At 72.0% G+C, this 23,617-nt stretch carries 17 protein-coding genes; 16 read left to right on the top strand and 1 reads right to left on the bottom strand.

All coding sequences use genetic code 11. The features are described 5' to 3' along the window. Nucleotides 1-167 precede the first annotated feature (167 nt). The 6 genes from mvk to BF93_RS07735 are packed head-to-tail and all read left to right on the top strand — an operon-like array spanning nt 168 to nt 6,794. Nucleotides 168-1,313 (top strand): mevalonate kinase, encoded by a 1,146-nt coding sequence (mvk, locus tag BF93_RS07710; protein ID WP_051486672.1) that lies wholly within the window; start codon nt 168-170, stop codon nt 1,311-1,313. Further along, nucleotides 1,310-2,305: a diphosphomevalonate decarboxylase gene (gene mvaD / locus BF93_RS07715; protein WP_038371731.1), complete on the top strand. Its 996-nt coding sequence runs from the start codon at nt 1,310-1,312 to the stop codon at nt 2,303-2,305. The genes mvk and mvaD overlap by 4 nt, the downstream gene beginning before the upstream one ends. Then, nucleotides 2,302-3,441, top strand: a complete 1,140-nt coding sequence (locus BF93_RS07720; protein WP_038371732.1) for a phosphomevalonate kinase — start codon at nt 2,302-2,304, stop codon at nt 3,439-3,441. Before mvaD ends, BF93_RS07720 begins: the two co-directional genes overlap by 4 nt. Then, entirely contained in the window at nt 3,431-4,543 is a 1,113-nt protein-coding gene (fni, locus tag BF93_RS07725) for a type 2 isopentenyl-diphosphate Delta-isomerase (RefSeq protein WP_051486673.1), read from the top strand. The genes BF93_RS07720 and fni overlap by 11 nt, the downstream gene beginning before the upstream one ends. Further along, nucleotides 4,540-5,634, top strand: coding sequence for a hydroxymethylglutaryl-CoA reductase (locus BF93_RS07730; RefSeq protein WP_038371734.1), 1,095 nt, complete (start codon nt 4,540-4,542; stop codon nt 5,632-5,634). Before fni ends, BF93_RS07730 begins: the two co-directional genes overlap by 4 nt. Further along, nucleotides 5,631-6,794 carry a hydroxymethylglutaryl-CoA synthase gene (locus BF93_RS07735; RefSeq protein ID WP_038371735.1) on the top strand — a complete coding sequence of 388 codons (1,164 nt, stop codon included), beginning with the start codon at nt 5,631-5,633 and terminating at the stop codon, nt 6,792-6,794. Before BF93_RS07730 ends, BF93_RS07735 begins: the two co-directional genes overlap by 4 nt. A 459-nt stretch (nt 6,795-7,253) precedes the next feature. Here the strand turns inward: BF93_RS07735 and BF93_RS07740 are convergent, their stop codons facing one another. Next, nucleotides 7,254-9,413 carry a S9 family peptidase gene (locus tag BF93_RS07740; protein WP_038371736.1) on the bottom strand — a complete coding sequence of 720 codons (2,160 nt, stop codon included), beginning with the start codon at nt 9,411-9,413 and terminating at the stop codon, nt 7,254-7,256. A 189-nt stretch (nt 9,414-9,602) separates the two neighbouring features. Between BF93_RS07740 and BF93_RS07745 the strand changes: the two genes are divergently transcribed. From BF93_RS07745 to betT, 10 genes are all read left to right on the top strand, one after another. Continuing rightward, a complete protein-coding gene (locus BF93_RS07745; RefSeq protein ID WP_038371738.1) occupies nt 9,603-10,637 on the top strand; it encodes a LacI family DNA-binding transcriptional regulator in 1,035 nt (344 codons plus the stop codon). 138 nt (nt 10,638-10,775) lie between these two features. Next, a complete protein-coding gene (locus BF93_RS07750; protein ID WP_038371740.1) occupies nt 10,776-12,593 on the top strand; it encodes an ABC transporter substrate-binding protein in 1,818 nt (605 codons plus the stop codon). 9 nt (nt 12,594-12,602) lie between these two features. Continuing rightward, entirely contained in the window at nt 12,603-13,613 is a 1,011-nt protein-coding gene (locus tag BF93_RS07755) for an ABC transporter permease (protein WP_038371742.1), read from the top strand. 1 nt (nt 13,614) lies between these two features. Next, the gene (locus BF93_RS07760; RefSeq protein ID WP_051486674.1) at nt 13,615-14,622 is read left to right on the top strand and encodes an ABC transporter permease; all 1,008 of its coding nucleotides are present in this window, start codon (nt 13,615-13,617) and stop codon (nt 14,620-14,622) included. After that, nucleotides 14,619-15,578 carry an ABC transporter ATP-binding protein gene (locus BF93_RS07765; RefSeq protein WP_084148361.1) on the top strand — a complete coding sequence of 320 codons (960 nt, stop codon included), beginning with the start codon at nt 14,619-14,621 and terminating at the stop codon, nt 15,576-15,578. Before BF93_RS07760 ends, BF93_RS07765 begins: the two co-directional genes overlap by 4 nt. Beyond that, complete coding sequence (locus BF93_RS07770) at nt 15,575-16,468, top strand: ABC transporter ATP-binding protein (RefSeq protein ID WP_232226255.1); 894 nt, start codon at nt 15,575-15,577, stop codon at nt 16,466-16,468. The genes BF93_RS07765 and BF93_RS07770 overlap by 4 nt, the downstream gene beginning before the upstream one ends. A 121-nt stretch (nt 16,469-16,589) precedes the next feature. Beyond that, nucleotides 16,590-17,516 (top strand): TolB family protein, encoded by a 927-nt coding sequence (locus tag BF93_RS07775; protein WP_038371743.1) that lies wholly within the window; start codon nt 16,590-16,592, stop codon nt 17,514-17,516. Between the two features lie 165 nt (nt 17,517-17,681). Then, the gene (nagE, locus tag BF93_RS07780; RefSeq protein WP_051486675.1) at nt 17,682-19,622 is read left to right on the top strand and encodes an N-acetylglucosamine-specific PTS transporter subunit IIBC; all 1,941 of its coding nucleotides are present in this window, start codon (nt 17,682-17,684) and stop codon (nt 19,620-19,622) included. A gap of 145 nt (nt 19,623-19,767) precedes the next feature. Then, nucleotides 19,768-21,381, top strand: a complete 1,614-nt coding sequence (locus tag BF93_RS07785; protein WP_051486676.1) for a cation:proton antiporter family protein — start codon at nt 19,768-19,770, stop codon at nt 21,379-21,381. Nucleotides 21,382-21,518: 137 nt separating this feature from the next. Further along, a complete protein-coding gene (gene betT / locus BF93_RS07790; RefSeq protein ID WP_084148362.1) occupies nt 21,519-23,606 on the top strand; it encodes a choline BCCT transporter BetT in 2,088 nt (695 codons plus the stop codon). Nucleotides 23,607-23,617: the final 11 nt, after the last annotated feature.

Raw genomic sequence — 23,617 nt, forward strand, 5'->3', positions numbered from 1 at the left:
GTCGAGGACGTGCCGCCCGCGCGCAGGTGATGTGCAGATAGCGTGCGGATGCGCACGCTGACCGGCGGAAGCGACTCCCGTCACGCCCCTGCTCGGATACTGTGGCAGGCGGCGACAGGCCGGCCGTCGCCCTCCCTTCCCGCTCGAGACTGAGGACGGTTCATACGGTGCCCTACTCGCCAGACGACGCCCCGGACCGCGCCCCCCGGCGCGGCGGCGGCTCCGAGGCGACGCGCGTCCTGGCGACGCCGCGCCGCGGCGGAGGCACGCGGACCGCGCTCGGCTCGCCCGCGGACCCCGACGCCCAGGACCTCGCCGCCTCGGCCACCGGACTCCATCACGGCTCCGCCCTCACCGACGGGCCCGTCGACGGGGTGGGCCGCTCGCACGGCAAGGCGATCCTCATCGGCGAGCACGCCGTGGTCTACGGCGCCGCCGCGATCGCGCTGCCGGTCCCCAGCGTGGAGGCGATCGCCCAGGTCGAGCTGCTGCCGGCGGGGGAGACCAGCCGTCTGACCAGCCGCCTGCACTCGGGGACCTTCGCGACCCTCCCGGCGGAGCTCACCCCGGTCGCCGCCGCCGTCCACGCCGCCGCCACCGCGGTGGGCCTGGACCCCGACCGCATCCACCTGCGCATCGGCAGCCAGGTGCCCATCGGCCGCGGCATGGGCTCCAGCGCGGCGGTCGCCGCCGCCGTCGTCGAGGCGGTGGCCGATGCCGCCGGGGCGCAGCTGACCGCCGAGGTGCGCCACGAGCTGATCCAGACCTCCGAGCGCGTCGCCCACGGCAACCCCAGCGGCCTGGACGCGCGCACCGTCGTCTCCGACCAGCCGGTCCGGTTCCTGCAGCGCCGGCCGCAGGGCTCCGTGCCCGTGGCCCGGCCCACCTCCTTCGTCATCGCCGATTCCGGCGTCTCGGCCTCGACGGCGGTCGCCGTCGCCACCGTGCGGGCCCGCCGCGAGGCCGCCCCGCAGGTCGTCGACGCGGTCATCGAGGAGCTCAGCGCCCTGGTCGACCCCGTGGCCGCCGCCCTCGGCTCCGGCGACATGACGGGCCTGGGCGCCGGCATGACGCGCGCCCATGAGCTGCTGCGCGAGATCGGCGTGAGCTCCCCGGTCCTCGACGATCTCGTCGAGGGCGCCCTGGCGGCCGGCTCGCCCGGCGCCAAGCTCACCGGCAGCGGCGGCGGCGGATGCGTCCTCGCCCTCGCCGCCTCCCCCCAGGCGGCCGACGACCTCGCGCTCGCGCTCCACGCGGCCGGGGCCCCCCGCACCTGGACCATGACGCTCGCACCTCGGAAAGGCGATGCATGACCATCGACGCGACGGCGCGCGCGCACCCCAACATGGCGCTCGTGAAGTACTGGGGCAAGCGCGACGAGCAGATCATGCTGCCCAGCACCGGCAGCCTCTCCATGACGCTCGACGAGTTCCCCACCACGACCACGGTGCAGCTGCGGGAGGACCACGGACCGGACGTCCTCGAGCTGAACGGCGCCGTCGCGCAGGGCGAGCCCCTGCGCCGCGTGACCCGCTTCCTGGACCTGGTGCGCGAGCGCGCCGGCTCCGAGGCCCGCGCCGTCGTCCGCAGCCGCAACGAGGTGCCCACCGGGGCGGGGCTGGCCAGCTCGGCCTCCGGCTTCGCGGCCCTGGCGACCGCGGCTTCGGCCGTGTACGAGCTGCCGCAGGACACCCGGTCGCTGAGCCGCCTGGCCCGCCGCGGCTCCGGCTCCGCCTGCCGCTCGATCATCGACCGGATGGCCGTGTGGCACGCCGGCGAGGACGACGCGACGAGCTTCGCCGAGCAGATCGAGGCGCCCGAGCTGGCCATGGTCGTGGTCGTCGTCGACGCCGGCGGCAAGAAGGTCTCCAGCCGCGAGGCCATGCGCCTGACCGCCGCGACCTCGCCGTTCGCCGCCGCCTGGCGCGCGAGCACGGCCCGCACCCTCGAGGAGATGCTGGCCGCCTGCCGCGAGGGCGACGTGGAGCGCATCGGCGAGCTCGCCGAGACCAACGCGCTGCGCATGCACGCGGTCATCCAGTCCACCGTGCCCTCGGTGCGCTACCTGCGCGGGGCCAGCGTCGGCGTCTTCGACGCGATCGAGCAGCTGCGGGCCGACGGCCTGCAGGCCTGGGGCACGGCCGATGCCGGGCCCAACGTCGTCGCGATCACCCGCCCGGCCGATGCCGCCGCGGTCGCCGACGCCCTCGCCGGGCACGGCGAGGTGCGCGTGGTCCGCCCGGGCCCCGGGGCGCGCCTGGTCGACGAGCGCGTCGCGCCGGTGAGCACGGGGGAGGTCCGATGATCGAGACCCGCGCCCCCGGGAAGCTGTACATCGCCGGCGAGTACGCGGTGGTCGAGCCCGGCCATCCCGCCGTGCTGGTGGCCGTGGACCGGTACCTGTCGGTGCGCCTGGAGGAGCTGGCCGAGAGCGCCGACTCCGGCCGGGTGCACTCCAGCGCCTACGGCAAGCTGCCGGTGGTGTGGACCCGCGACGCCGAGGATGCGGGGATCGTCCTCGAGCACACCCCCTACGACTACGTGATCAGCGCGATCGCGACCCTCGAGGAGCTGCGCCGCGCCCGCGGCTTCGCGCCGCGCTACTTCGACCTGCACATCTCCAGCGAGCTGGACGACACCAGCGGCCGCAAGTTCGGCCTGGGCTCCTCGGCCGCGGTGGTCGTCGCGACCATCGCCGCGATCGACGAGTTTTACGGCCTGGGCCTGACCCGCACCGAGCGCTTCCAGCTCGCCCTGCTCGCGACCATCCAGGTCAGCCCCCGCGCCTCCGGCGGGGACCTGGCCGCCTCGACCTTCGGCGGCTGGATCCGCTACACCGCCCCCGACCGCGCCGCCCTGCTGGAGCACCTGCGGGCCCACGGCGTCGAGGCGACGCTCGCGAGCGAGACCTGGGAGCTGTTCTCCGTGCGGCACCTGCCGCCGCCGGAGTCCCTGGACCTCATGGTCGGCTGGACGGGGTCGCCGGCCTCGACCGAGCGCCTGGTCCACGGCGTCACCCGCAGCGACCGCGTGCAGCACGGCGGGACCGCCGGCGCCGCCGAGGAGGCCGGGGACTACGCCGGGTTCCTCGCCGACAGCCGCACCTGCCTGGACGCCCTGGTCGACGCGCTCGGCGCGCACGACGAGGTCCGCGTCCTCGCGCTGATCCGCGAGGCCCGCCGCCTCCTGCAGCGCCTGGGCGCCATCTCCGGCACCCTCATCGAGACCCAGAAGCTGCGGGCGCTGTGCGACATCGCCGAATCGGCCGATGCCGCCGGCAAGCCCTCCGGCGCCGGCGGCGGCGACTGCGGGATCGTGCTGGTGCGCCCCGGCGCCGGCGGAGAGATCGCCGCCGGCATCGAGTCCGCCTGGCGGGAGCAGGGGATCCGCCGCCTGGACGTGGCCGTGCACCCCGCCGAAGGAGACCCCGATGGGATCTGAGAGCCTCGCCGCCTCCCGCAAGGAGGACCACATCCGCCTCGCCCGCGAGCAGCGCTCCGCGCCGATCGCCCGCAACGACTTCGACGACGTCGAGTTCCTCCACCACGCCCTGGACGGCGTGGACGTCGCCGAGGTGTCGCTGCAGGCGCAGGTGGGCCCGTGGACCTGGTCCAGCCCGCTGTACATCAACGGCATGACCGGCGGCACCGGCACCGCCGGGCGCGTCAACCGCGCGCTGGCCGTCGCCGCCCGAGAGACCGGGGTGCCGATGGCCTCCGGCTCCGTCGGCATCGCCCTGGACGACCCGAGCACCGCCGCGAGCTTCCGGGTGATCCGCGAGGAGAACCCCGACGGCTTCGTGATGGCGAACATCGGCGCCGGCCGCAGGGCCGAAGACGCCCGCCGCGCCGTGGACCTGCTGCAGGCCGACGCCCTCCAGCTGCACCTGAACGCGGTGCAGGAGACGATCATGCCCGAGGGCGATCGTGAGTTCTCCTCTTGGATGCGCGGCCTCGAGGAGGTCGTCGCCGGCGCCGGCGTGCCCGTCGTCGTCAAGGAGGTCGGCTTCGGCCTGTCCGGCCGCACCCAGCGCCGCCTCGCCGAGGCCGGGGTGCAGGTCGCCGACGTCTCCGGCACGGGCGGCACGAACTTCGCCCGCATCGAGAGCGCCCGCCGCACCGACGACGTCTCCTACCTGGCCGGCTTCGGCCAGTCCGCCCCCTGCTGCCTGCTGGACGCCCCCGCGGACGGCCCGCAGCTGCTGGCCTCCGGCGGGGTGCGCACCCCGCTGGACGCCGTGCGCGCCTACGCCCTCGGCGCCCGCGCCGCCGGCGTCGCCGGCCCGTTCCTCACCCTCGCCCTGGACGGCGGGGAGGAGGGCGCGGTCGCCGGCATCGGCGCCTGGCTCACCCGGATCCGCGAGCTGCTGGCCCTGCTCGGGGCCCGCAGCGCGGCCGATGCCGCCGGCACCGACGTCCTGGTGCGCGGCGCGGTGCGCGAGTTCGCGCAGCTGCGCGGCATCGACCTCGGCGCCCTCACCCACCGCACCGACGCCCGTCCCCTCGGCTCCCGCCCCGCGGGCAGCGACCAGGAGGAATCATGAGCCCCCGCGACACCCTGACCGTCGAGATCCCCTCCCGCTGGGTCGGTCCGCTGCGCATCAGCGGCAACGCGATCGACGACGAGGTCGAGGTGCCGCTGGCGACCTACGAGTCCCCGCTGTGGCCGTCCGTCGGCCGGGGCGCGCGCGTCTCGCGCATGATCGAGGGCGGCATCCGGGCCACGCTGCTGGATGCCCGCATGGCCCGCTCCAGCCTGTTCGTCGCCCCCGACGCCGCCGGCGCCTTCGCCGCCGACCAGGTCCTCCACGAGCGCGAGGAGGAGCTGCGCGAGGCCGTCGCCGGCACCAGCCGCTTCGCCCGCCTGATCGACGTGCACACCGAGGTCGTCGGCAACCTGCTGTTCGTGCGCTACGCGCTGACCACGGGCGACGCCTCCGGGCACAACATGGTCACCCACGCCGCCGAGGCGCTGCAGGCCCTCATCCTGTCCTGGGACCTGGGCCTGGAGTACGGGTCGATCTCCGGCAACTACTGCACCGACAAGAAGCCCAGCGCCGTCAACGGCGACCTGGGCCGCGGCCGCCGCGTCGTCGCGGACATCCTCATCCCGCACGACGTCCTCGAGAAGACGCTGCGCACGGACGCGAAGCGCATGGTCGACCTGGTGGTGCGCAAGAACCTGGTCGGCGGGACCATCGCCGGCTCGCTGCGCTCCGCGAACGCCCACTACGCCAACATGCTGCTGGCGATCTACCTCGCGACCGGCCAGGACGCCGCGAACATCGTCGAGGGATCCCAGGGCATCACCTACGCCGAGGAGCGCGAGGAGGGGCTGTACTTCTCCTGCAGCCTGCCCCACCTCATCGTCGGCACCGTCGGCAACGGCAAGCACCTCGCGCACGTGGATGAGGCCCTCGAGCGCCTCGGCTGCCGCGCCGAGCGGGAGCCCGGCGCCAACGCGAACCGGCTCGCCGCGATCATCGCCGCCACCGTGCTGTGCGGGGAGCTGTCGCTGCTGGCCGCCCAGACCAACCAGGGCGAGCTGATGCGCGCGCACCGCTCCATGGAGCGCGGCCGCGGCTCGGCCGCCCAGCGACCCGCAGGCACCCCCGGAGAGGAGGCACAGTCATGAGCACCGTCGGCATCCATGACCTCGAGCTCGCGACCACCCACCATGTGCTGGACATGGCGGATCTCGCCGAGGCCCGCGGCGTCGATCCGAACAAGTACGTGGTCGGCATCGGCCAGTCCCGCATGAGCGTCCCCGCCCCCGACGAGGACGTGGTGACGATGGCGGCGACCGCCGCCGCCGGGATCGTCGAGCGCCACGGCACCGATGGTCTGCGTGCGCTGCTGGTGGCCACCGAGTCCGGCGTCGACCAGAGCAAGTCCGTCGCCGCCTTCGTGCACGGCATGCTGGGCCTGCCCACCACGGTGCGCTCGGTCGAGCTGAAGCAGGCCTGCTACGGCGGGACCGCCGCGCTGCAGATGGCGCTGGGGATCGTCGCCCGCGAGCCCGGCGCGAAGGTGCTGGTCATCAGCACCGACGTGGCGCGCTACGCCCTGGAGACGCCGGGGGAGCCCACCCAGGGCGCCGCCGCCGTGGCCCTGCTGGTCACCGCCGATCCCGCGATGCTGGCGATCGAGCCGATCGCCGGCGTGGCGACCATCGACGTGGACGACTTCTGGCGTCCCAACGACTCGAGCACCGCCGTGGTCGACGGCGCCCTGTCGATGGGCGCCTACCTCTCCTCGCTCACCGCCGCCTGGGACGACTTCGCCGCGCGCGGCGGCGTCCCCATCGAGCAGATCGACCGCTTCCTGCACCACCAGCCGTTCACGAAGATGGCCCGCAAGGCGCACATGTCCCTGGCCCGGCACGTCGGCGTGAAGCTGCCCGCCGAGGCGATGGAGAGCGGGCTGGTGTACAACCGCGAGCTCGGCAACTCCTACACGGCCTCGCTGTACGTGGCGCTGGCCTCGATGCTCGACGCGGAGGACGACCTCGCCGGGAAGCGCCTGGGGCTGTTCAGCTACGGCTCCGGCAGCGTCGGCGAGTTCTTCACCGGCATCGTCCAGGACGGCTACCGGTCGGTGCGCCGCCCCGAGGCCGATCGCGCCGCCATCGAGAACCGCGAGCCGGTCACCGTCGCGCAGTACGTGGACCTGCACCGCACCGTGCTGACCAGCGGCGAGGACGTGGACACGCCCCGCGTGACCCGCGCACCCTTCCGCTTCGCCGGGATCCGGGGCCGCGCGCGCCGCTACGAGCGCACCGGCTCCGCCGCCTGATCATCCCCGCCTGATCATCCCTGATCATCCCCGCGGGGCGTTCCCGCGGGAACGCCCCGCGCCGCCCCGCGGCGGAGCCGGGGCGGAGCCGGGGATGCCGCCGACACGGCGCTCAACGTCCGGCGCGGTCGAGGATCTTGCCCAGCACGAAGCCGAGGCTCACGGCGAGGACCGCGATCATCAGCAGCTGGGGCGGGGTGAGGCCGAGGATGTCCATGCGACGCACCTCCTGCGCACATCGGGGGCGGGGCGCGCGAGCTCGGCGTCACCCGCAGCGCTCCCGACGAGCGTAGGAGCCGGGGCCCGCAGGGCGCATCGTCCGATCGGAGGAGATCCGCCGGGGCGCTGTCCCTCCCGGAATTGTCACTCTGTATGCCAGATCGGCGTCTCCGATGGCATACAGAGTGACAATTCCGGGTCCGCGCCGGGGCGGGCGGGCGAGCCAGCCGGGCGGGGGCCTCAGATCAGCTCGGTGGCGCCGATCTGGTCCAGGAGCCAGGCGAGCTCATCGGCCCGCTGGTCCCACTTGGCGTATCGGCCGGAGCGGCCGCCGTGGCCGGCGACCATCTCGCAGCGGAACACGATGGGCCGCTCGGACTGGTCCGAGGTCACCGTCTCGCGCAGGCGGGCGATCCACTTGGCGGGCTCGACGAAGAACACGCGGGTGTCGTTCAGGGAGGTCGAGGCGAAGATCGCCGGGTATTCCACGGCCCGCACGTTCTCGTAGGGCGTGTACGACTTCATGTAGGCGTACACCTCCGGGTCGTGCAGCGGGTCGCCCCACTCCTCCCATTCGCCCACGGTCAGCGGCAGCGAGGGGTCCAGGATCGTGGTCAGCGCGTCGACGAACGGCACCCCGGCGATGATCGCCCGGAAGGTCTCCGGGGCGAGGTTCGCGGCGGCGCCCATGAGCAGACCGCCGGCGCTGCGGCCCTCAGCCGAGAGCCGGTCCGGCGCCACCCAGCCGGCGTCGACCAGGTGGCGGCCGGCGGCCACGAAGTCGGAGAAGGTGCTGCGCTTGGCCTGCAGCTTCCCCTGCTCGTACCAGGCGCGGCCCATCTCGCCGCCGCCGCGCACGTGCGCGATCGCGAGGACCACGCCGCGGTCCAGCAGGGACAGCCGGGTCGCCACGAACGAGGGGTCGATGGACACCTCGTAGGAGCCGTAGCCGTACAGGTACCCGGGGTTCGTGCCGTCGGCCTCGACCTCGCGGCGCATGGCGACCGACAGCGGGATCCGCGTGCCGTCCTCGGCGGTGGCCCACAGGCGCTTCTCGACGTAGAGCTCCGGGTCGTAGTGCGGCACAGGCGTCACCCGCAGCACGGTCCGCTCGCCGGTGGCGAAGCCGGCCTCGGCGACGGTCGCGGGGGTGAGCAGGCTGGTCAGCTGGTAGCGCACCGCCGTCTGGTCCCAGTTCGGGTTCTCGACCAGCCACACCGAGTCCAGCTCGCCGCCGTGGGAGATGTCCCAGGCCGCGGCCACATCCCAGGGCTCGGCCGATGCCGTGCCTGCCGTGCCTGCCGCCGCGCCGGCGCGGGGGATGACGCGGACGCTCGCGAGGCCGCCGGAGCGCAGCTCGAGCACGGCCGCCGCCGCGAACGCGTCGACGCTCTCGAACCGCTCGCCGTCGGCGGCGGCGAGGATCGTGGTCCACGCGGCCGGGTCCTCGAGCGGGGCGGTGGCCAGCACGAAGCCCTCGTGCCCGTCGTTGTGGACCACCAGCAGGTGATCGCCGGCGTGCTCGAGGGCGTACTCGACGCCGGCGCGGCGCCCGCCGGCGGGCACCGGCGCCGAGGTCGGGTCGGCGAGGTCCAGCAGCCAGCCCTCGCTGGTCGTGGTCGACCCGGCCTGGATCACGAGGGTCGAGCGGTCGCGGGAGGTCTCGAAGCCGATCGTGAAGCGCTCGTCGCTCTCCTCGATGACCAGCACGTCCTCCTGCGCGGAGGAGCCGATGCGGTGCCGCCAGATCTGGTGCTGGCGCCAGGCGTCGTCGACCCGGGCGTAGAACAGCCATTCCTGGTCGGTCGAGAACGCCAGCCCGTAGCCGATGCCCGTGACGGCGTCGTCGAGGATCTCGCCGGTCGCGAGGTCCTTGACGATCAGGGCGAAGCGCTCGTCCCCGGCGACGTCGACCGCGTAGGCGAGCAGGTCGTGGCGCGGGGAGGGGCGCAGCCCGCCGAGGGAGAAGAACTCGTGGCCCTGCGCCTCGGCCTGGGCGTCGAGGATGACCTGCTCGCCGGGCAGCAGCTCTCCCGGGGCGATCTGCGGGACGCCGCCGGGCCCGCGGGGGACGTCGGCCGCATCGGGGATGCGGGTGAAGGCGGGGTAGTCCTGGCCCTCGGTGGTGCGGGTGATGTACCACCAGTCCCCGCGGCGCACCGGGACGGACAGGTCGGTCTCCTGGGTGTGGCCGACGAACTCGCCGACGAGGGTCTCGCGCAGTCCGGCGAGGTGGGCGGTGCGGGCGTCGGCGTAGGCGTTCTCGGCCTCGAGGTGCGCGATGACGGCCGGGTCCTCCTTGTCGCGCAGCCACTCGTAGGGGTCCTGGACGGTGTCGCCGTGGAAGGTCCGCTCCTGGGGGCGGCGCTCGGGCTGGGGTGCGGCATGCTCGCTGGTCATGGCCCGAGACTATCGGCCCCGGCCGATCCGGGGAGCCGGGCAGGGGGCCGAGGCGCGCGGCCGTCGCGGCGGGCTGCGGCGGTCATCGGCCGGCGGCGGGGCCGGACGGTGCGTCTACAGTGAGCCCACCATGGCGCGCAGCGGAGCGCGCCGGGGGAGGCGGCCGAGCGCCGTCGGAGGGGAGAGCGCATGCCTCGCATCACCATCATGGACATCGCCCGGGAGGCCGGGGTGTCCAAGACGGCGGTCTCGCTCGCGCTCAACGACAAGCCCGGGGTGTCCGAGGGGACCCGGCAGCGCGTGCGGGAGATCGCCGGGCGCCTCGAGTGGCGCCCCCATTACGCGGCGCGCGCCCTGTCCAGCTCGAGCACCGGGGCGTTCGGGCTGGCGCTGGCCCGCAGCGCGGAGACTCTCGGGGCGGAGACGTTCTTCATGTCGCTGTTCGCCGGCATCGAGCGGCGCCTGGCCGAGCTGGACCGGGCGCTGCTGCTGCAGCTGGTGGACGACGTCGAGCACGAGACGGCGCTGCTGGGCCGATGGGCGGGGGAGCAGCGGGTGGACGGGGTGATCCTGCTGGACCTGCGGGTGGACGACCCGCGGATCGACGCGCTGCCGCGGCTGGGCGTGCCGCTGGCGGCCTCCGCCCCCGAGCCGCTGGGGCGCGGCATCTCCACGCTGGTCACCGACGAGCGCGGCCGGATGCGCCTGCTGGTCGAGCACCTGCTGGAGCGGGGGCACCGGCGGCTGACGTTCCTCACCGGGCCGGGGGAGTTCCTCCACGTCGCGCACCGGATCATGTCCTTCACGACCTGCGTCCGCGAGGCCGACGGCCTCGCGCGGATCCGCGAGACGGACTACTCGGTGGGTGCGGCCGAGGCGGTGGCCCGCGAGATCGCGGCGCTCCCGCGCGCGCAGCGGCCCACGGCGGTGGTCGTGGACAACGATCTGCTCGCCGTGCGGCTGATGGTGGCGCTGTCCCGGGTGGGCCTGGACGTGCCCGGCGATCTGGCGGTCGCCGCCATGGAGGACTCGCTGCTGTGCACGCTCACCGATCCGCCGGTGACGGCGCTGGGTCGGGACCTGTCCCGTCACGGCGCGCAGCTCGTGGACCTGCTGGAGCGCGGCATCGGCGGCGCGCCGGAGGACTCCGCCGCGGATCCCAGCACGATCCGCGAGCGGGCGAGCACGGCGCTGACCAGCGAAGAAACCACCACTGGTAGGTGAACCGGTTCATATCGTGACGGGATCGTGATGATCGCGTGAACGTGACCCATTCCGGATCGTGCGTATGATCCCGAGCACGGGTCAGTGCCGACCCGCAGCTCCAATGAGGGAGCCAGAGACTAGAGAGGCAGTTCAGACATGACTGAGCTCGAATCGCGCCGGACGGACCAGCGCAGCACCACCTCGCGCCGGCGCTTCATCGCCGCCACCGGAGCCCTCGGCGGCACTGCGGCGCTCGCCGCCTGCGGCGGAGGCGGCGGCGACGCGGGCGAGGGCAGCGACCTCGTCGGCGTCGGGAACAACGGCCAGGCCGGCCGCGGCCGCAGCGGGGACTCCGCCGAGCACCTGTTCATCGCCGGCTTCCAGTGGAGCCCTCCCACGAACTTCAACACCTTCGCCGGCGCCCCCGCCTGGCCCGCCGCCGCCAACGTGGCCCAGTACGTCTACGAGACGCTGCTGCGCTTCCACATCGTCTCCGGCGAGCTCAAGCCGGGGCTGGCCGCCTCCCACGAGGTCAACGGCTCCGAGTCGATCACCCTCACCCTGCAGGACGGCATCACCTGGCACGACGGCTCCCCCTTCACCACGGACGACGTGCTGTACACCTTCGAGCTCGGCAAGATCGACCCCTCGCTGGGCATCGCCGCGTTCTGGCTCGAGGTCGACGAGATGACCGCCGAGGGCAACACCATCAGCATCGCGATCAACCAGGAGCGCAAGAACATCGGCATGGTGCTGACCAACCTCGCGCAGCAGTTCATCGTGCCCAAGGCCGTCTTCGAGAAGGCCGCCGCGGAGACCGGCAACAAGCTCGCCACCTGGGAGACCCAGGAGCTCATGGGCACCGGTCCGTTCACCCTGGAGACCGCGGACCAGACCCAGGTCATCCTGGCCCGCCACGACGACTACTGGGGCAAGGACTTCTACGGCGGCCTGCCCGCGATGAGCAAGATCGTCCACCCGATCTTCAAGTCCAACGAGGACGGCAACATCAAGTTCCAGAACGGCGAGCTGGACGTCATGCAGCAGTTCGTCCCCCAGATCTCCAAGATGTGGGAGTCGAACAAGCCCGTCGGCACCTACCTCCAGGACGAGCCCTACTTCGTGCCCGGCTCGATGCCGCTGCTCATGATGAACACCACCAAGCCCGGCCTGGACGATCCGGCCGTGCGCAAGGCCCTGGCCCACGCGGTGGACTACGCCTCCATCGCCGAGACGGCCATGTCCGGCTACTCCTCGCAGGTGCTGGCCTCGCTCATCGTCCCCGACGGCGCCGAGGACCAGTGGCTGGACCGCGACAAGGCGGAGGCCGACGGCTGGACCTACGACGCCGCCAAGGCGGAGGAGCTCCTGCAGGCCGCCGGCTACGCGAAGGGCTCCGACGGCTTCTACGCCAAGGACGGCGTGAAGCTGGGCCCCTGGAAGCTCATCACCCCGCAGGGCTGGACCGACTGGAACGCCGCCCTCGAGATCGTCGCCAAGAACCTGCAGGCGATCGGCGTGGACGCCTCCACGAACTTCCCCCAGCAGGCCCAGGCCCAGACCGCCATCCAGAACGGCGACTTCGACATGTGCTGCTGGTACGTCGCGGGCACCAACCCCGCCACGCCCTGGCAGCGCTTCAGCGACGTGATGAGCAACGAGGACATGGTCCCCGCCGGCCAGACGGCCTACCGCAACCTCACCCGCTGGGAGAACGCCGAGGTCAACGACCTGCTCGCGGCGGCCGCCGCGGCCTCGGACGACGCCTCCAAGAAGGCCGCCATGACGGCGCTGGACGACCTGTACCGCACGGCGGTCCCCGTCTTCCCGCTCATGTACCGCCCGGACGAGTTCTTCGAGTTCAACGCGAGCAACTGGTCGAACTGGCCGACCGAGGACAACGACTACGCGCCGCCGATGTTCCGCGGGGCCGGTAACGAGTGGATCTTCAAGATCAAGCAGATCGGCGCCTGAGGCCCTCACATGAAGCTCGGACGCTACATCGCCACGAAGACGGTGTGGTACGCGGTGGCCCTGATCGCGGCAGTGGGACTGAACTTCCTGCTGCCGCGACTGGTCCCCGGCAACCCCGTCGACGTCATCGTCTCCAACCTCGCCCGCGGCGGCTCCGTCACCAGCGAGCAGCAGAAGCAGATCTACGACAGCTTCGTCGCGGAGTTCGGACTGGACCAGCCCCTCTGGCAGCAGTTCTTCACGTACGTGGGGAAGGTGTTCTCCGGTGACCTGGGGACCTCCTTCGCGTACTACCCGGCCTCGGTCAACGGGCTGATCGGCGACGCCCTGCCTTGGTCGATCGCCGTGCAGCTGCCGGCGATCCTCATCGGCTGGGTGCTGGGCAACCTCGTGGGCGCGATCGCCGCGTTCCGCGGCGGCAACTGGGACCGCAGCGTGTTCACCTCCTCGCTGTTCCTGTCCTCGATGCCCTATTACTGCCTGTCGATCCTGCTGCTGTACGGCCTCGCCGTGGTCGCCGGGGTCTTCCCCGTGGGCGGCGCCTACTCGCTGGGCAGCACGCCCGAGCTGAGCGTGAGCTTCCTGCTGGACGCCCTGGACTACTACTGGCTGCCGTTCCTGTCGCTGGTGATCGTGTTCATCGGCGGCCAGGCCGTGGGCATGCGCTCCATGGCGATCTACGAGCTGGGCGGGGACTACGTCAACTACGCCCGGGCCATGGGCATCGGCGACAACAAGATCACCACCTACATCTTCCGCAACGCGATGCTCCCGCAGATCACGGGCCTGGCCCTGTCGATCGGCACGCTCGTCGGCGGCGCCCTGATCACGGAGCTCGTCTTCAGCTATCCGGGCGTCGGGACGCTCCTGTTCAACGCGATCGCCGCGAACGACTACCCCGTCATCCAGGCGATCACGCTCATCATCACGGTCGCCGTGCTGCTGGCGAACTTCTGCGTGGAGATCGTCTACGGCATCGTCGACCCGCGCATCCGCGCCGCGAAGTCCGGGGAGAAGTGATATGACACAGGAACTCGCCGCCGTCGCGGAGCCGAAGCAGGCCTCGCTGCTGACGCGCCTGAACCCTCTGCGCGGGATGAACCTCTCCTCCCGCTTCTGGATCGCCCTGGTCATCGTCGCGATCGTGATGCTGCTGGGCCTGGCCGGATTCGTGTACCCCACCGGGTCCGGCGAGAAGGTCGGCTCCCTCTACGACGCGCCCGGCAACGGGCTGCTGCTGGGCACGGACAACTTCGGCCATGACGTCGTGGCCGTGCTCATGGCCGGCACCCGCACCTCGCTGACCATCGGCCTGGTGGCCGGCATCGTCGCCACCCTGATCGGCGTGGCCATCGGCCTGATCGCCGGCTTCGTCGGCGGCTGGGTCGAGGAGCTGCTCATGGGCTTCACGAACGTGGTGCTCGCGATCCCCTCGATCATCGTGCTGATCCTCATCTCGATCTCGCTGCCGCAGAGCACGATCTGGTCGCTGGCGATCGTCATCGGCATCACCTCGTGGCCCTGGACCGCCCGCGCCGTGCGCGCCCAGGCGTCCTCGGTCGCCACCCGCGAGCACATCGACGTCGCCCGCCTCTCCGGGGCCCGGCTGCCGGAGATCCTCGTCAAGGACGTGCTGCCGTACATCCTGTCGTACACGGTGATGGCCTTCGTGCTGCAGGTCTCCGGGGCGATCCTCGCCGAGGCGGCCCTGTCGATGCTGGGCCTGGGCCCCTCGGGGACCGACTCGCTGGGCACCCAGCTGCACTGGGCGCTGGCCTTCCAGGCCGTCGCCTCCGGCGCCTGGTGGGCCTTCCTCCCGCCGACGATCGTGCTGACCCTGGTCTCCTTCGGCTTCCTGCTGCTGCAGGCCAGCCTGGACGAGGTGTTCAACCCGAGGCTGCGCCGCGGCAAGAAGAAGCAGATGAAGAAGGCGGCGGCGCGCCGCGCCGCCGAGGCCAGGGCCCTCGCGGAGGCGGCCGCATCGGCCGTCGACGGGTCCTCACGCACCCGGGCAGGAGAGAGCGCATGACCACCACGCCCGCCCCGCAGTCCGGGGCAGAGACCGGGGTCCTCGCCCGGGTCAGCGATGTCCGCTGCGTCTACGGCGGCGGCGAGCAGGACTTCACCGCCGTCGACGGCGTCTCGTTCGAGCTGAACGAGGGCGAGATCCTGGGCCTGGCCGGCGAGTCCGGCTGCGGCAAGACGACCCTCGGCAACGCCCTGGCGATGATCGCCGTGCCCCCGCTGTACGTCCTGTCGGGCCGGCTCGGGATCGACGGCCGGGAGATCGACCTCGCGACGCTGAACGCGGCCGACGTCAAGGCGCATCGGCCCTACCGCGGCACGACCGTCTCGATGCTGCCGCAGGGCGCCATGAACGCGATCAGCCCGACGCTGCGGATCCGCAGCCTGGTGCTGGACGTGATGCGCGCCCACGACAAGAACGTCGCCAAGGACGAGGCCCTGGACCTCGCCCGGGACCGCCTGAAGATGCTCGAGATGCCGGTGCGCGTGCTCGACTCGTACGCCCACCAGCTCTCCGGCGGCATGAAGCAGCGCGTGATCACCGTGATCTCCACGCTGCTGAACCCCCGCCTGCTGATCGCCGACGAGCCCACATCGGCCCTGGACGTGTCCAGCCAGCGCATGCTCGTGGAGATGCTGCTGGCGATGGTCGAGCAGCGGATCATGTCCGGCGTCGTCTTCGTGACCCACGACCTGCCGGTGCTCTCGCAGATCTCCGACAAGCTCGCGATCATGAACCGCGGCGCGATCGTCGAGATGGGGCCGACGGCCCAGCTCGTCGAGGACCCGCAGCATCCGTACACCGAGAAGCTGCTCGGCTCGGTGCTCGACCCCACGGCCGAGACCCGCCGCAAGGGCAAGGAGTGGCTCACGGGCGGCTCCGGGCTGGTCCGCTCCGCGACCGAGACCGCCGCCTCCGGGACCTCCCCGTCCGACACCCCGAAGGGAGCGACGTCGTGAACGAGAACGCCACGCCCGACCCGGCCCCGCACACGCACCGGGCGGAGTCCGCATCGGGCCCGCAGACCAGCGCCGACGGCGTGGTCACCCACTCCGTCCCGACCGACGAGGCGGTGCTCAGCTGCCGCAACGTCAACAAGGTCTTCAACGTCGCCGGGAACAAGGTGCATGCCGTCGACGACGTCAGCCTGGACTTCGCGGCCGGCAAGGTGCTCGCGGTGGTGGGCGAGTCGGGGTCCGGGAAGTCGACCCTGGCCCGCATGCTGCTGCGCCTCATGCCCGTCACCTCGGGCACGATCACCTTCCGCGGGCAGGACGTCACCCACATCAAGGGCGCCGAGCTGCGCCGGTACTGGACGGAGGTGCAGGCCGTCTTCCAGGACCCCTTCGCCTCCTTCAACCAGTTCTTCACCGTGGGGTCGCTGCTGCGGCGCAGCCTCAAGCTCGCCGCGGTCGACAAGGCGGAGGCCGACGCCCTCATCGAGGAGTGCCTGGGCTACGTCGGGCTCACCCCGAAGGACGCCCTGCACAAGTACCCGCACCAGATGTCCGGAGGCCAGCGCCAGCGCGTCATGGTCGCCCGCGCCCTCATGATGCGGCCCAAGGTGCTGCTGGCCGATGAGGCGACCTCGATGCTGGACGCCTCGCTGCGCGTGAACGTGCTCAACGTGCTGCACGACCTCAAGGCCGACCTCGGGCTGACGGTCCTGTTCATCACCCACGACATCGGGCAGGCGACGTACCTCTCCGACCGCGTCGCGGTGATGGAGCACGGCAAGGTCGTCGAGCGCGGCACCACCGAGGAGGTCATCTTCTCCCCGCAGGCCGAGTACACCCGCCGGCTCCTCGCCGACGTCCCCGACCTGCGCGGCAGCCTCAAGCAGCGCTGAGGGGAAGCACCGATCCGCGCCGTCCCGGCCTCCCGCCGGGACGGCGCGGCCGTGCGGGGCCTACGGTGGTCCCAGGCGGCACCCGCGGCCACGATCGACGCTCACCCCCCAGGAGGAACGAATGCGGACCCTGCGCCCCGGGCAGCGGACCACGGTGCTGATCGGCGGCCCCGACGCCGCCGAGCCCACGGTGGTCCACGAGACCGACGAGATCCTCCTCGAGGCCCCCAACTGGACCGCCGACGGCCGGCTCCTGCTCAACGGCGAGGGCCGCCTGTTCGCCCTCGACCTCGCCACCGCCGACCTCGCCGAGATCCCCTTCGAGGGCCTGCCGGACATCAACAACGACCACGTCCTGCACCCGGACGGGGAGCACATCCTCATGTCCGCGCAGGACGGCCAGATCTACCGGGGCGCCCTGACCGGCGGGCCCGTCGAGGCCGTCACCGAGGGGGAGGGCGGGCACTTCCTGCACGGCATCTCCCCGGACGGGCGGCGCATCGCCTACGTGGACGTGGACGAGCGCTGGATCGGCCGCGTGATCGTCCAGGACCTCGCCACCGGCGCCCGCACCGAGGTCCCCACCGGGCACGGCCACGTCGACGGGCCCGAGTGGACGCCCGACGGCGCCTGGATCCTGTGCTCGAGCGAGGCCTTCACCTCCACCCCCGGCCATGCGCAGATCACGCGGGTGCGCGCCGACGCCCCGGACGCCGCCCCCGAGGCCCCGCGCCCTCCCGTCAACGCCGATGCGCCGACCTTCGACGAGGCCCGCGGCGACGGCCCGCAGCACCTGCTCACCAGCGGCACCGTCGACTGGTTCCCGCATCCCTCGCCCGACGGCCGCTGGGCGAGCTACCTGTCCTACCCGGCGGGCACCCTCGGCCATCCCGAGGACCGGCCCGTCGTGGTCAAGCTCGTCGAGCTGCCGGACTGGTCCCGTCCCGTGCGCCAGTACCCGGTGCCGGGAGGCCAGGGCACGATCAACGTCAACAGCTGGGCCCCGGACTCCACCCGCTTCGCCTTCGTCGCCTACCCCTTCTCCTGAGCGAGCGCCACGTGATCGAACGTGGTTGAACGCACACGAAAAGTGCCAGCTTCGCTCACACTTCGGGCGATTCGGACGGTAATCTCTCGTCAGCACCCGTGTCGCCGACCCCGCGCCACCTGACGACGACGCCGACCCCGCGCGTCCCCGCCCCCGGAGGTATCGATGAAGTTCTTCCAACGACTCGGCAGATCGCTGATGCTGCCCGTCGCCGTCCTGCCCGTGGCCGCGATCCTCTCCGGCATCGGGTACTGGATCACGAGCGCCTCCGGCGGCGAGAGCAACGTGGTCGCGGTGTTCTTCTCCGCCGCCGGCGGCGCGCTGCTGGACAACATGCCCGTCCTGTTCGCGATCGGCGTCGCCATCGGCATGGCCTCGAAGGCGGACGGCACCGCGGCGCTCGCCGGCCTCGTCTCCTGGCTGACGGTGACCACGCTGCTGAGCCCGGACAACGTCGCGAAGTTCCGCGGGATCGCGGAGGTCGCGGACGTCGACCCGGCGTTCACCAAGGTCGAGAACGTCTTCGTCGGCATCATCTGCGGCCTGATCGGCGCCTATGCCTACGACACGTTCAAGGACACCAAGCTGCCGGACGCGCTGTCGTTCTTCTCCGGTCGCCGCTCGGTCGCGATCGTCACCGCCGGCATGTCGCTCGTCGTGGCGCTGGCGCTGTTCGTCATCTGGCCGCTGGTGTACACGGGCCTGGTCCTGTTCGGCGAGTTCATCGTGACCCAGGGGCCGATCGGCGCCGGGATCTACGGCTTCCTCAACCGCATGCTGATCCCGCTGGGCCTGCACCACGCGCTGAACTCGGTGTTCTGGTTCGACGTCGCGGGCATCAACGACCTGGTGAACTTCCAGAGCGGCGAGGGCACGCGCGGCGTGACCGGCCAGTACATGACCGGCTTCTTCCCCGTGATGATGTTCGGCCTGCCCGGCGCGGCCCTGGCGATGTACACCACCGCGCTCACCGCGCGGAAGAAGATCGCCGCCGGCATCCTGCTCTCCGGGGCGGTCTCCTCCTTCTTCGTCGGCGTCACCGAGCCCCTCGAGTTCGCCTTCATGTTCCTGGCCCCCGGCCTGTACGTGGTCCACGCCCTGTTCATGGGCATCTCCATGGCGGTCAGCGCGATGCTGCCGGTGCGCATGGGCTTCGGCTTCTCCGGCGGGTTCATCGACCTCGTGCTGGGCTGGGTGAACCCGATGGCCCAGAACCCGTGGGCGATCCCGGTGATGGGCGTGTTCTGGTTCGTCGTGTACTTCCTGACCTTCCGGTTCATCATCCTGAAGTTCCGTCTGAAGACCCCGGGCCGCGAGGACGCGGCCGATCTCGCCGAGGGCGGGGACGGCGCCGAGGGCTCCGCCGCGGCGGGCGGCTTCCTGGGCACCGGCGCCGCCTTCCTGGCCGCGCTCGGCGGCCCGAAGAACATCGTCGACCTCGAGAACTGCGCGACCCGCCTCCGCATGGAGCTGGCCGACGTCTCCGTGATCGACGAGCCCGCCCTCAAGCGCGCCGGCGCCGCCGGCGTCATGAAGCCCGGCGGGACCTCCGTGCAGGTCATCTACGGCCTGAACGTGCAGTTCGTGAAGGACGCCATGGACGATCTGATCGCCGGCCGGGTGGAGGCCCCCTCGGCCCCCGTCGAGGCCGATGACGCCCCCGCGGCGGCCGAGGCCGCCCCGGGCGCCGGGTTCCTCACCGAGATCGTCCGCCTGCGCCAGCCGCTCGCGGGGCGGATCGTCGCCCTCGAGGACGTGCCGGACGCAACCTTCGCGGGCGGCATCATGGGCCCGGGCCTCGCGATCGAGCCCGCCTCGGGCGAGGTCGTCGCCCCGGCCGCGGGGACCGTCGCCCATGTCTTCGACACCGGGCACGCCGTGGCGCTGCAGCTGGACGACGGCACGGAGGTGCTGATCCACGTCGGCGTCGACACGGTGCAGATGAAGGGCGCGGGCTTCACCACCCACGTCGCCGCAGGGCAGCGGGTCGAGGCCGGCGACCCGCTGATCACGGCGGATCTCGAGGCGATCCGCGCGGCGGGCCACCCCACCATCACGCCCGTGATCGCCCTGAACCGCAAGGGATCCCACCTCGAGCTGGTCTGAGCGGGTCCGGATTCGGCCGTGCCCTGCCCCCGCGCCAGGGCACGGCCGATTCCGCACGCGGCCCCTCCGGGAGGACCCCGCGGCGCTAGCATCGGAGCAGGCAGGGAAGCCCGTGCCCTGGTGATCCGAGGTGAGGACCCCGACCATGGTCGAGATCGTGGCGACGCTGGGGACGGCCACCGTCCTGGGCATCGTCGCGCACCTGCTGCGGGTGCCGCCGCTGGTGGGCTTCCTGGTGGCCGGGTTCCTGCTGGGGGCCCTGGGCGTCACCCCGTTCCCCGGGCTCGAGCAGGCCTCGCACCTGGGCGTCACCCTGCTGCTGTTCACCATCGGCCTGAAGTTCGACGCCCGGACCATCCTGCGCCCCGAGGCCTTCGGCACGGCCGCCGCCGACATGGCCGTCAGCATGGTCCTGGGGGCGGTGACGCTGCTGCTGGCCGGCGCGCTGGGCCTGGCGGACCTCGACGGCGGCTGGCGCACCCTGGCGCTGGTCGGCTTCGCCCTGTCGTTCTCCTCGACGGTGCTGTGCGTCAAGGTGCTCGAGGAGCGCTCGGACGACGGCTCCCTGTACGGGCAGACGGCGATCGCCATCCTCGTCATCCAGGATCTCGCCGCGGTCGCCTTCATCTCCGGCAGCGAGGGGCATGCGCCGAGCCCCTGGGCGATCGCCGTGGTCCTGCTGCTGATCCCGGCCGCCTGGGTGCTGCGGCAGGTCCTCGACCTGGTCGGCTGGGGGGAGCTGCTGATCCTGTTCGGCGTGGTCGCGGCGATCGGGCCCGGCTACGCCCTGTTCGAGCTGGTCGGCATCGAGGGCGACCTCGGCGCGCTGGTGATCGGCATGCTGCTGGCCTCGCATCCGCGGGCGCTGGACCTGTCCAAGGCGCTGTTCGGGATCAAGGAGCTGCTGCTGGTCGGGTTCTTCCTGACCATCGGCCTCGAGGTCGTGCCGCGCTGGCAGGACCTGGTGCTGGCGGTGCTGCTGTGCGCGGTGCTGCTGCCCACCACGATCATCAGCTTCGCCCTGCTCAGCCGCTTGTTCGGGCTGCGCAACCGGACCTCGCTGCGGATCGGCCTGGTGCTGGGCAACTTCTCGGAGTTCTCCCTCATCGTCGCGGCGGTGGGGGTGGGCGGCGGCCTGCTCGGGCAGCGGTGGCTGGCCGTGGTGGCGATCGCCGTCGCCCTCGGCATGGTGATCTCCTCGGTGCTCAACGCCCGCTCCGCACGGATCATCGCCCGGCTGGTCGAGCGCCTGCCCGAGGCCGATCCGTCCCGTCTGCGCGAGGCCGACCGGCCGATCGACACCACCGGGGTGGACGTGGTCGTCTTCGGCATGGGCCGGGTGGGCCGGGCCACCTACGAGCGGCTGCTCGAGACGGGGGAGCGCCGGGTGCTGGGGGTGGACAACGACCACGGCGTGGTCCAGCGCCTGCACGCCCAGGGCTACCACGTCGTCGAGGGGGACGCGACGGACCTCGACTTCTGGCATCGGATCCGCACCGGCGGCTTCGTGCAGACGGTCATCCTGGCCATGCCCATCCATGACTCGAACGTCTTCGCCCTCCAGCAGCTGCGCGAGGCGGACTTCGCCGGGACGGTCGCCGCCGTGGCCCAGCACCAGGACCAGGTCGAGCACCTCGAGGCGGAGGGCGTGGGCTCGGTGCTGAACCTGTACTCGGGCGCCGGGATCGCCCTGGCGGACCTCGCGCTGCCGCCCACGGAAACCTCCTCCGGGAACGCGGAGGCCGACGGAGAATCGTAGAGGAAATCGGCGAGGAAATCACCCTCCGGAACGACGGGATCGCCGATTTGTTACACTCGGCCTCGGCTGCGCCCCGGCGTGCGCCGAACAGACGAGATCGATGACGCACGGACGATACGAAACGCAGACGGGTGAGCATGGTGCAGACGCAGGCGACGACGACCGGATCCCGCACCGTGCACGATCCCGCTCCCCGGTGGCCCGTCCTCATCGGCTCCGCGGCCGTCATCCTCGCCACCGCGCTGTGGGCGATCATCGCCCGGGACAGCGCCGGCGCGGTCATCACCACGGTCGTGGCGTGGATCTCCACGAGCTTCGGCTGGTACTTCGTGCTCACCGCGGCGGTGGTGGTCGTCTTCGTGCTCTACCTGGCGCTGTCCTCGGCCGGCCGCATCCGGCTGGGACCGGACCACGCCACGCCCCAGTTCAGCCTGTTCACTTGGACGGCGATGCTCTTCGCGGCGGGCATCGGCATCGACCTGATGTTCTTCGCCGTCTCGGAGCCGGCCGCCCAGTACCTGGCCCCGCCCGTCGGCGAGGGCGGAACGGTCGACGCCGCACGGCAGGCGATCGTGTGGACGCTGTTCCACTACGGCCCCGTCGGCTGGGCGATGTATGCGCTGATGGGCGGTGCCTTCGCCTTCTTCGCCTACCGCTGGAACCTGCCGCTGAGCATCCGCTCCCTGCTCGCGCCGCTGTTCGGCAGGAAGGTCGACGGCTGGGCGGGGCACAGCGTGGACATCCTCGCGGTGCTCGGGACCGTCTTCGGGATCGCCACCACGCTGGGCATCGGCGTGGTCCAGCTCAGCTACGGCATGCACGTGCTGTTCGGGACGCCGGACGGCGTGGCCGCCCGGATCTCCCTGATCGTGCTCGCGGTGGCGCTGGCGACGATCTCCTCGGCCACGGGCGTCGAGAAGGGGATCCGCCGCCTCTCCGAGCTCAACGTGCTCCTCGCGATCGCGCTGCTGGTGTGGATCCTCGTCACGGGCGAGACGCGCCGGCTGCTGGACGGCCTGGTCATGAACGTCGGCGACTTCGCCACCGGGTTCTCCGGGATGCTCATGGACACCTTCGCCTGGGAGCAGCCCGATGCCTGGATGCAGACGTGGACCCTGTTCTTCTGGGCATGGTGGGTGGCGTGGGCCCCGTTCGTGGGCCTGTTCCTGGCGCGGATCTCGCGCGGGCGGACGATCCGCCAGTTCGTGGCCGGCGTGCTCGCCATCCCCTTCGCGTTCATCACGATCTTCGTGTCGATCTTCGGGAATTCGACCCTCGAGATCGCGATGCGCGGTGACGTGGCATTCGCCGAGACCGCCATGAATCTTCCCGAACGGGCGTTCTTCGATCTGCTCCAGCAGTATCCTGCGGCGCCCGCGGTGATCGCGGTCGCGCTGCTCACCGGATTCCTGTTCTATGTGACATCGGCCGATTCCGGGGCGCTCGTCCTCGCGAACTTCACCTCGATCATCGAGGATCCGAAGCAGGACGGCCAGGTGTGGCTGCGCGTGTTCTGGGCGGTCGCCACCGGCCTGCTGACCCTGGCGATGCTGCTGGTGGGCGGCGTGCCCACGCTGCAGGCGGCCACCCTCATCATCGGGCTGCCGGTCTCGGTGCTGCTGTACCTGGTGATGGCCTCCCTGCTGCGCGCCCTGCGGATCGAGGCCCGCCAGCGCGAGGGATATCGGGCGACGGTCCCCAGCCGCTTCGGCGCGCAGGAGACCAGCTGGCGCCAGCGCCTGAAGCGGTCGATGGGCTTCCCCCAGCGCGCCCAGAGCATCCGCTACCTCGACACCGTCGCCCGGCCCGCGCTCGAGTCCCTCGCCCAGGAGCTGGAGACCACAGGGGTGGACGCCGAGCTCGAGCGCTGCGAGGTCGAGGGCAGCGAGGTCGACTCGCTGCTGCTGCGGGCCCGGTTCCCCGACCAGCAGGACTTCACCTACCAGATCTATCCCGTCGGCCGGGAGCTGCCGGCCTTCGCCTACCGCACCGTCAGCGAGCGCGGCCGCTACTACCGGCTCGAGGTGTTCACCGCGACCGGCTCCCACGGGTACGACGTGTTCGGCTACACCGCGGAGCAGCTCATCGCCGATGTCCTCGGCCACTACGAGTCGCACCTGGAGTTCCTGCGGATCTCCGAGGGGCGGCGCGGCGCGGCCATCACCGAGGAGAATCCCGTCGTCACCGACTGGCAGGACGACTTCCGCACCGACGCCGCGCCCTGAGCGGCGCCGCG

Origin of the sequence: Brachybacterium phenoliresistens, assembly GCF_000576425.1 — a bacterium.
Classification (GTDB): Bacteria; Actinomycetota; Actinomycetes; order Actinomycetales; family Dermabacteraceae; genus Brachybacterium; species Brachybacterium phenoliresistens.